The 9,021-nt window shown below is 73.2% G+C and carries 7 protein-coding genes, 2 tRNA genes and 1 pseudogene; 6 read left to right on the top strand and 4 right to left on the bottom strand.

What is annotated here, in order from left to right; genetic code table 11:
- Positions 1-284 (top strand): annotated as a pseudogene (locus GTR00_RS08265) (hypothetical protein); the annotation flags it as partial.
- On the opposite strand, the gene GTR00_RS08260 reads toward GTR00_RS08265, so the two are convergent.
- Positions 252-322 (bottom strand) — tRNA-Gly (locus GTR00_RS08260). The pseudogene GTR00_RS08265 and the gene GTR00_RS08260 overlap by 33 nt on opposite strands.
- Positions 323-428: 106 nt before the next feature.
- On the opposite strand from GTR00_RS08260, the gene GTR00_RS08255 reads away from it, so the two are divergent.
- From GTR00_RS08255 to clpX, 5 genes are all read left to right on the top strand, one after another.
- A tRNA-Pro gene (locus GTR00_RS08255) sits at positions 429-502 on the top strand.
- A gap of 163 nt (positions 503-665) precedes the next feature.
- Entirely contained in the window at positions 666-2,117 is a 1,452-nt protein-coding gene (tig, locus tag GTR00_RS08250) for a trigger factor (protein WP_166611147.1), read from the top strand.
- 77 nt (positions 2,118-2,194) lie between these two features.
- On the top strand, positions 2,195-2,770 hold the full coding sequence (locus GTR00_RS08245; protein ID WP_166611146.1) for a ClpP family protease: 576 nt from the start codon (positions 2,195-2,197) through the stop codon (positions 2,768-2,770).
- A gap of 64 nt (positions 2,771-2,834) precedes the next feature.
- Positions 2,835-3,488, top strand: a complete 654-nt coding sequence (locus tag GTR00_RS08240; protein ID WP_166611145.1) for an ATP-dependent Clp protease proteolytic subunit — start codon at positions 2,835-2,837, stop codon at positions 3,486-3,488.
- 175 nt (positions 3,489-3,663) lie between these two features.
- Positions 3,664-4,950: an ATP-dependent Clp protease ATP-binding subunit ClpX gene (clpX, locus tag GTR00_RS08235; protein WP_166611144.1), complete on the top strand. Its 1,287-nt coding sequence runs from the start codon at positions 3,664-3,666 to the stop codon at positions 4,948-4,950.
- Positions 4,951-5,057: 107 nt separating this feature from the next.
- On the opposite strand, the gene GTR00_RS08230 is transcribed toward clpX, so the two are convergent.
- From GTR00_RS08230 to GTR00_RS08220, 3 genes are all read right to left on the bottom strand, one after another.
- Positions 5,058-5,843, bottom strand: coding sequence for a YceI family protein (locus GTR00_RS08230; protein WP_407659659.1), 786 nt, complete (start codon positions 5,841-5,843; stop codon positions 5,058-5,060).
- 74 nt (positions 5,844-5,917) lie between these two features.
- On the bottom strand, positions 5,918-8,479 hold the full coding sequence (locus GTR00_RS08225) for an MFS transporter (protein WP_205705350.1): 2,562 nt from the start codon (positions 8,477-8,479) through the stop codon (positions 5,918-5,920).
- Positions 8,476-8,913 carry a MarR family winged helix-turn-helix transcriptional regulator gene (locus tag GTR00_RS08220; protein ID WP_166611142.1) on the bottom strand — a complete coding sequence of 146 codons (438 nt, stop codon included), beginning with the start codon at positions 8,911-8,913 and terminating at the stop codon, positions 8,476-8,478. Before GTR00_RS08220 ends, GTR00_RS08225 begins: the two co-directional genes overlap by 4 nt.
- Positions 8,914-9,021 lie beyond the last annotated feature (108 nt).

The following is a 9,021-nucleotide window of genomic DNA, read 5'->3' as shown; positions in this document are numbered from 1 at the left end:
GCACCTCCCCCGCCGCCCGCACGCCCGCCGCGCGCCCGCTGGCGGTGCCGGTGGAGCGCGCGGAGCTGCTGGCGGACGCGCGCTTCCGCGACGCGGAGGTGGTGCGGGTGCCGGTGGGCGCCAACCCCTCGTACCTGCGCGCCGGGCAGTTCGCGGCGGTGCTCGAGCGCCTGGCGCCCGCGGAGGCGGCCGCGCTGGGCGGGGGCCCGGGACGAGAGCGGCCGGGCCCCGGGGGGCCCGGCCGGGCGCTGAGCGGGCGACGGGAATCGAACCCGCGTAGCTAGTTTGGAAGACTAGGGCTCTACCATTGAGCTACGCCCGCGCGACGCCGCCGGCACCCGGTGGGTGCTGCGCGGCGGTCGGCGCCCAGCTTAACGGGTCCGCGGCGGTAACCTGGTGCGGTACCCGCCGCCGTGCGCGGCGGGTCGCGGGGTGTGGCGCAGCTTGGTAGCGCGTCCGCTTTGGGAGCGGAAGGCCCCCGGTTCGAATCCGGGTACCCCGACGACCACCGCCCGGTGGTCCGCAGCCGCGGCGCTGCGCGTGCGGGCGGGACGACGCCCCGGCGCGGACGGCTAGGCTTCCGCGGTGCGCCGGGGCACCCCGGAGCACCGCACGCCTGACCACGACCTCCGCCCGGCGCGGAGAGACCCCAGGAGATCCCCGCTGTGAAGAGCGACGTCGAGACCCTCAACCCGACCCGGGTGAAGCTGACCGTCGAGGTCGGCTACGACGAGCTGAAGCCGAGCCTCGACGCCGCCTACAAGTCCATCGCGGGCCAGGTCCAGGTGCCGGGCTTCCGCAAGGGCAAGGTGCCCGCGCGCGTCATCGACCAGCGCTTCGGCCGCGCCGCGGTGCTGGAGGAGGCCGTCAACGACGCGCTGCCGAAGTTCTACCAGCGCGCCGTGGAGGAGAAGGACCTGCGCCCGCTGGGCCAGCCCACCGTGGACGTCTCCCAGGCCCCGGACCCCAAGACCGGCGGGGACCTGAAGTTCTCCGTCGAGGTCGACGTGCGCCCCACCCTGGAGCTGCCGGACCTGTCCTCGGTGGAGGTCTCCGTCGACGACGTGGCCGTCGCCGACGAGGACGTCGAGGCGCGCCTGACCTCGCTGCGCGAGCGCTTCGGCACCCTGACGGGCGTGGAGCGCGCCGCCGGCGACGGCGACTTCCTCTCCCTGGACCTGCGCGCCGAGATCGACGGCGAGGAGATCGAGACCGCCAAGGGCATCTCGTACCAGGTCGGCCAGGGCAACATGATCGAGGGCCTGGACGAGGCCGTGACCGGCCTGAGCGCCGGCGAGGCGACCACCTTCACCGCGCCGCTGGCCGGCGGGGAGCGCAAGGGCCAGGACGCTTCGATCACCGTGACGGTGCAGTCCGTCAAGGAGCGCGTGCTGCCCGAGGCCGACGACGACTTCGCGCAGCTGGCCAGCGAGTTCGACACGCTGGAGGAGCTGCGCGCCGACCTGCGCGGGCAGGTGGAGCAGTCCAAGAAGTTCGAGCAGGGCCTGCAGGCGCGCGACCGCGTCCTGGAGAAGCTGCTGGAGCTCGTCGAGGTGCCGGTCCCCGAGTCCCTCGTGGAGGCGGAGATCCACACGCACCTGGAGCGCGAGGGCCGCCTGGAGGACGCCGAGCACCGCGCGGAGATCGACGAGAGCACCCGCGCCGCGCTGCGCAGCCAGCTGCTGCTGGACGCCCTCGCCGAGCGCGAGGAGGTCGGCGTGGCGCAGGAGGAGCTGCTGGAGTACCTGGTCGGCCAGGCGCAGCAGTACGGCATGGAGCCCAACCAGTTCGTGCAGATGGTGGACCAGGCCGGCCAGGTGCCCGCCATGGTCTCCGAGGTGCGCCGCCGCAAGGCGCTGGCGGTGGCGATGGAGCAGGCGACCGTCAAGGACGCCTCGGGCGACGTGGTGGACCTGGAGGAGCTCGTGGGCGCGGACGACGACGAGGCCGGCCAGGGCGCCGAGGGCGCCGGCGAGGAGCGCGCGGACGGCGCCGAGGGCGCGGCCGACGCGCCCGAGGCCGGCGAGACCGTGGACCCGGTGGGCGACGACGCGCAGGCCGCCGCCGACGCCGCGGCCGGGCAGCCGCAGGACGGCGAGGAGCGGGCCGGGGCCTGACCCGCGGCAGCGGGCGCGCCGTGGGCGCACCGGGACTGGTGACGCCGCAGCACGCCCGGACGCCGGGTACGCCGGGGATGGGCCTCGACGACAACGTCTACCAGCGGCTCCTGCAGCAGCGGATCATCTGGCTGGGGTCGGAGGTCCGCGACGAGATGGCCAACGCCATCTGCGCGCAGCTGCTGCTGCTGGCGGCCGAGGACCCGGACGCCGACATCTTCATGTACATCAACTCGCCCGGCGGCTCGGTGTCCGCGGGCATGTCGATCTACGACACGATGCAGTACATCAAGCCGGACGTGGCGACGATCGCCACGGGCCTGGCGGCCTCGATGGGCCAGTTCCTGCTGTGCGCGGGGGCCCCGGGCAAGCGCTCGGCCCTGCCGCACGCGAAGATCATGATGCACCAGCCGCTGGGCGGCCTGGGCGGCTCCGCGAGCGACATCAAGATCCTCGCCGAGCAGATCATCCTGACGAAGAAGCAGATGGCCGAGCTGATCGCCAAGCACAGCGGCCAGCCGTACGAGCGGATCACCGAGGACTCCGACCGCGACCGCTGGTTCACCGCGGAGCAGGCCCGCGACTACGGCCTCATCGACCACGTCGTCGGCCACACGAGCGAGGTCGAGGGCGGCGGTGGCACCGGTGCGTGAGACCGGGGGCCAGTCCCCGCTGCACCTCCCGCCGCACCCGACCGCCCAGATGGGAGACCGCCCGATGGACCAGCACAGCCGCTTCGACACCGCGCACGCGCCGTCGGCGCGCTACGTGCTCCCGCAGTTCGAGGAGCGCACCTCCTACGGGATGAAGCGCTCGGACCCGTACACCAAGCTCTTCGAGGACCGCATCATCTTCCTCGGCGTGCAGGTGGACGACGCCTCGGCGGACGACATCATCGCCCAGCTGATCGTCCTGGAGTCCCAGGACACCGACCGCGACATCATCATGTACATCAACTCGCCCGGCGGGTCGTTCACGGCCCTGACGGCGATCTACGACACGATGCAGTACATCCGTCCGGACATCCAGACGTACTGCATGGGCCAGGCCGCCTCGGCCGCGGCGGTCCTCCTGGCCGCCGGCACGCCGGGCAAGCGCTTCGCCCTGCCGAACTCGCGCATCCTGATCCACCAGCCGGCCATGTCCGGCGGCGGCTACGGGCAGGCCTCCGACCTGGAGATCCAGGCCAACGAGATCCTGCGCATGCGCACCTGGCTGGAGCAGACCCTCGCGAGCCACTCGGGCCGCACCCCGGAGCAGATCTCCGCGGACATCGAGCGCGACAAGTTCCTCTCCGCCGCCGAGGCCGTCGAGTACGGCCTCATCGACGAGGTGCTGCAGCCCCGCAAGGCCTCGGCCCTCACCCGTTAGGCAGCACGCCCGGCGCGTCCCGGGGGGCCGGTCTGGCACCGTGTCCCCCGGGGGCGTCTAATGAGTCCACCAGACCTCCCGGACAGGTAGCGTGGAGGAGTCGTGACGGTGCCGGGGGCCCGGCTCCCGCCGGGTCGCAGGACCCGTCGAGCAGGACGAGGAGAGGAATCCGTCGGTGGCACGCATCGGTGACGGTGGCGACCTGCTGAAGTGCTCCTTCTGCGGAAAGAGCCAGAAGCAGGTCAAGAAGCTCATCGCGGGCCCCGGCGTCTACATCTGCGACGAGTGCATCGACCTCTGCAACGAGATCATCGAGGAGGAGCTCGCCGAGGCCAACGACCTGGGCCTGGTGGAGCTGCCCAAGCCCCGCGAGATCTTCGAGTTCCTGGACCAGTACGTCATCGGCCAGTCCTCCGCCAAGAAGTCCCTGGCGGTGGCCGTGTACAACCACTACAAGCGCATCCAGGTGGGGGAGCCGGCCAAGGGCCGCGACGACGCCGTCGAGATCTCCAAGTCCAACATCCTGCTGATCGGCCCCACCGGCTGCGGCAAGACCTACCTGGCGCAGACCCTGGCGAAGATGCTCAACGTGCCCTTCGCCATCGCCGACGCCACGGCCCTGACGGAGGCCGGCTACGTGGGCGAGGACGTGGAGAACATCCTCCTCAAGCTCATCCAGGCCGCCGACTACGACGTCAAGAAGGCCGAGACGGGCATCATCTACATCGACGAGGTCGACAAGATCGCCCGCAAGTCGGAGAACCCGTCCATCACCCGCGACGTCTCCGGCGAGGGCGTGCAGCAGGCGCTGCTGAAGATCCTCGAGGGCACCACCGCGAGCGTGCCCCCGCAGGGCGGGCGCAAGCACCCCCACCAGGAGTTCATCCAGATCGACACGACGAACGTGCTGTTCATCGTGGGCGGCGCCTTCGCCGGTCTGGACCGCATCATCGAGTCCCGCGCGGGCAAGCAGGGCCTGGGCTTCGGGGCGCAGCTGCGCTCCACCAGCGCCCCGGCCGAGCCCACCTTCAGCGAGGTCATGCCCGAGGACCTCATGAAGTTCGGGCTCATCCCCGAGTTCATCGGCCGCCTGCCGGTGATCACGTCGGTGGAGAACCTCGACCGCGAGGCGCTGGTGCGCATCCTCACCGAGCCGCGCAACGCCCTGGCCAAGCAGTACCAGCGGATGTTCGAGCTGGACGGCGTGGAGCTGGAGTTCACCCCGGACGCCCTGGAGGCCGTGGCCGACCAGGCGATCCTGCGGGGCACCGGCGCCCGCGGCCTGCGCGCCATCATCGAGGAGGTGCTGCTGCCGGTGATGTTCGACGTGCCCAGCCGCGACGACATCGCCCGCGTGGTCGTCACCCGCGAGGTCGTGCTCAAGAACGTCAACCCCACGCTGGTGCCGCGCGAGGCGCCGGCCCGCAAGGGCGGCCGCGAGCGCCGCGAGAAGTCGGCCTGACCCCTCGCCCGCGAACGACAGAGGGCCCCGCCCGTGCTCAGCACGGGCGGGGCCCTCTCGTCGTGGTGGGGCGGCCGGGTGGCGCGCCGGGCGGGGCCCTGCGCCGCTCAGCCGTCCTGGCGCACGGCCTGCACGTCGACGGCGACCTTCAGCGTGGTGCCGAAGACCGCCACGCCGATGCCCACCGCCTGGTTCCAGTTCATCCGGAAGTCGTCGCGGTGCAGCTCGCAGGTGGCGGTGAACGCCGCGCGGGTGCCGCCCCACGGGTCCGGGCCGGAGCCGGTGTAGGTCAGCTCCAGCTCCACCGGGCGGGTGACCTCCAGCAGGGTCAGCTCCCCGGGCAGGACCCACCGCTCGCCCGCGCGGCGCACGCCGCCGGCGCGGAAGCGCACCGCGGGGTGGGCGGCCACGTGCAGGAAGTCCGCGGCGCGCAGGTGCTCGTCGCGCTGGGCGTTGCCGGTGTCGATGGAGGAGGCGTCGATCTCCACCTCCACGCTCGAGCCGGTGACGTCGCCGGCGGGCACGGTGATCACGCCGCTGAAGCGGGTGAAGCGCCCGTGCACCGCCGACAGGCCCAGGTGGTGGGCGGTGGCGGTGATGGAGGAGTGGGCGGTGTCGATCGCCCACACCCCCGGCGGGGGCACGTCGTCGCCGCCGGTGCGGCGCAGGCGCACCTCGCCGGCGCGCCAGGTGCCGGTGGCGGGCACGAGGACGCTGGTGGCGCGCGGCTCGTGCGCGGGAGCGGCCACGAGCATCGTGGCCGGGCCCGGCGGCAGGGCCGGCAGGGCGAAGGTGCCGTCGCCGCCGGTGACCGCGCGCGCCACCTGGGCGCCGTCGGGGCCCAGCAGCGTGACGGAGGCGCCGGCGACGGGCCAGCCCTCGCGGGTCAGCACCCGCCCCTCGCCCGCGGCGGGCGCGGCCGGTCGCCCGGCCGTGCCCGCCGCGGGGTGGGCGAGGTCCTCACCGCTCACTGCTGCGCCCCGGCGCCGGCGGCGCGCTCACCGGCGGTGGCGCTGCCGAGGGTGACCTGCACCGCGCGGACGGTGTCCTCCTCGACGTCCACGCCGGTGGCGACCGGCGCGAAGCCGGCGGCCGTCAGCGTGTAGCGCCCGCCGGCGAGGTCCTCGAAGCCGTAGCCGCCGTCCTCGTCGGTGACCACCGAGCCGACGACCTGGCCGTCGGCGTCGACGAGGGTGACGGTGGCCTCGCGCACGCGCCGGCCGTCGCTGGCGGCGACGACGGTGCCGGTGAGGCGCCCGCCGCCGGCCAGCAGCAGGTCGCAGGCCAGCGCCCCGGCGTCGGGGACGTCGACGCTGCGCGCCAGCGGCCGGTGCACCTCGCTCTGGGCGGTGAGCACGTAGGACCCGCCCATGAGGTTGCTGAAGGAGTACCCGCCGTCGGTGCCGCTGCGGGTGGAGCCGACGACCTGGCCGGTGACGTCGGTGAGGGTGACGAGCGCGCCGCTCACGCCGCGGTCGTGGTCGGAGCTGGCCTCGTGCGCCAGCACCCGCCCGGTGATCGCCGAGCGGCCGGAGAGCACCACGTCGCGGTGCACCGGGGCGGTGCCCACGCCCACGAGCGTCGCCGAGGGCGCCACGTGCGGGGCCGCCACGATGAGCAGGTAGGTGCCGCCGGTGGGCAGGTCGATGCGGTAGGCGCCCTGCTCGTCGGTGGAGGTGCGCGCCACCTGCTGGCCGGACTGGTCGGCCAGGGTCACCACGGCGCCGGGCAGGGCCCGGGAGTCGGCGTGGCGCACGGTGCCGGAGACGGACAGGCCGGTGTCGGTGCGGACGGCCTGGGCCGGCACGGCGCCGCGCACGGCGCTGCCGTCCACCGCGCTGCCGTCCACCGCGCTCCCGTCCACCGCGCTCCCGTCCACCGAGGACCCGTTCGACCCGCTCGCGCTGCCCGACCCGTCGGCGCCGGTGGCCACGGGCGGCTGCACGGCGGTGCTGCCGGTGGCGGTGGCGCTCTCGGGGGCCATCGTCGCGGCGTCGTCGCCGCGCAGCGCGCGCTCCTTGAAGAAGAAGCTGACGACCAGCGCGACGAGGGCGAAGGGTGCGGCGATGAGGAAGACGTCGGCGATGCCGGAGCCGTAGGCGGACTGCACCACGGTGCGGACCGGTTCGGGGATCGTCGCCAGGTCCGGCACGCCGCCGGCCTCGCCGAGGGAGGCGGTGGCCGCCGCGGGCAGGTCCAGCGCCGCGATCCCGTCCCTGATGTGGTCGGTGACGCGGTGGCCGAGGACGGCGCCCAGGGCGGACACGCCGATCGCGCCGCCGAGGCTGCGGGAGAAGGCCACGAAGGAGCTGGCGGCGCCGAGGTCCTGGGGGGCGGCGACGTTCTGCACGGCGAGCACGAGGTTCTGCATCATCATGCCGACGCCCAGGCCCACCAGGGCCATGAAGGGCGCCACGACCCAGTAGTTCGTGTCGTACTCGACGGTGCCCATGAGGGCCAGGCCCGCGGTCAGCAGGACGCCGCCGGCGATCAGCCAGCCCTTCCACTTGCCGGTGCGGGTGATGAACTGCCCGGCGATCGTGGAGGACAGGAACAGGCCCAGGATCATGGGGATGGTCGACAGGCCCGAGTGGGTCGGCGACTGCCCGCGGCCGAGCTGGAAGTACTGGCTCAGGAAGATCGTCGCGCCGAACATCGCCACGCCGACGAAGAGGCTGGCCAGCGCGGACAGCACGATCGTGGGGTTGCGGAAGAACTTCAGCGGGATGATCGGGTCCTTGGCGCGCGACTCGGCCACCACGGCCAGCGCGAGCAGCACCAGGCCGCCGGCGACCAGGCCGGCCGTCCACCACGAGCCCCACTCGAACTCGGTGCCGGCCAGCGAGACCCAGATGAGCAGGGCGGACACGCCGCCGGCCAGCAGCAGGGCGCCGAGGTAGTCGATGTGCACCTCGTGCTTGGGCTGCGCGGGCAGCTTGAGCCGGAACTGCAGCACGAAGAAGGCGAGGATCGCGAAGGGGACGCCGACGTAGAAGCACCAGTGCCAGGACAGGTGCTCGGTGAGGACGCCGCCGATGAGGGGGCCGCCGACGGTGGCGACGGCGAAGGTGGCGCCCAGGTAGCCGGAGTACCGGCCGCGCTCGCGGGGGCTGACCATCGTGGCGAGGATGACCTGCGCCAGGGCCATGAGGCCGCCGCCGCCGATGCCCTGCACGACGCGCAGCGCGATGAGCATGCCCATGCTGGTGGACAGCCCCGCCACGGCGGAGGCGAGGACGAACAGCACCAGGGCGATCTGCACGAGCAGCTTCTTGGAGAAGGTGTCGGACAGCTTGCCCCAGATGGGGGTGGAGATCGTCGTGGCCAGCAGGGCGGCGGTGACGACCCAGGTGTAGCTGGACTCGGTGCCGTCCAGGTCGGCGACGATGGTCGGCAGGGCGTTGGAGACGACCGTCGAGGAGAGGATCGCGACGAACATGCCGAGCAGCAGCCCGGACAGCGCCTCGAGGATCTGGCTGTGGGTCATCTTCACGGGGGCCGCCGTCGGCGGCGCGGTGGTCGTGCTCATGCGTTCCTCTGCAAGGTCTTCTCCTGTGCGGTCGTGTCGGCGAACTTCTGCAGCAACCGCGTGAGGTCACCGATCTCAGCGTCGTCCCAGTCGGCCAGGCCCGCCACGAGAGCGGCGACGACGCGGTCGCGCTGCGCGTTCAGCTCCGCCTCGCCGGCGCCGGTGACGGTGAGCCGCTGGGAGCGGCCGTCGTCGGGGTCGGGGGAGGCCTCCAGCAGCCCCTTGGCGCGCAGGTGCGCCACGTGGCGGCTGACGGTGGACAGGTCCAGGCCGAGGTTCTCGGCGACCTCGGTCATGCGCGGGCTGCCGTGCTGGTGCACGACGGCCAGGGCGGCGGTGGTGGGCAGGGACGCTGCGCCGGCGAGGTGCCGCCGGGCCCGCATGAGGTGCGGGAAGACGGCGACGAGCTCGGCGCACGCGGTGGCGGTTGCCATGACGACCTCGAGTCAGCGATTGGTGTGTGCAAGCAACGATATGACGGGTGGTTGCAGCACGCAAGTCCGCACCCCGTCCGGGTGGGCGGAGCCGGGGCGGGGGAGCGG

The organism is Kineococcus indalonis (assembly GCF_009906395.1).
Classification (GTDB): domain Bacteria; phylum Actinomycetota; class Actinomycetes; order Actinomycetales; family Kineococcaceae; genus Kineococcus; species Kineococcus indalonis.
This window is presented reverse-complemented; position numbering and strand designations above follow the sequence as displayed.

Coding starts and splice junctions, on each gene's coding strand:
- GTR00_RS08245 (WP_166611146.1), top strand. CDS start 2,195: ATGGGCCTCGACGACAACGTCTACCAGCGGCTCCTGCAGCAGCGGATC.
- GTR00_RS08240 (WP_166611145.1), top strand. CDS start 2,835: ATGGACCAGCACAGCCGCTTCGACACCGCGCACGCGCCGTCGGCGCGC.
- GTR00_RS08225 (WP_205705350.1), bottom strand. CDS start 8,479: ATGAGCACGACCACCGCGCCGCCGACGGCGGCCCCCGTGAAGATGACC.
- GTR00_RS08220 (WP_166611142.1), bottom strand. CDS start 8,913: ATGGCAACCGCCACCGCGTGCGCCGAGCTCGTCGCCGTCTTCCCGCAC.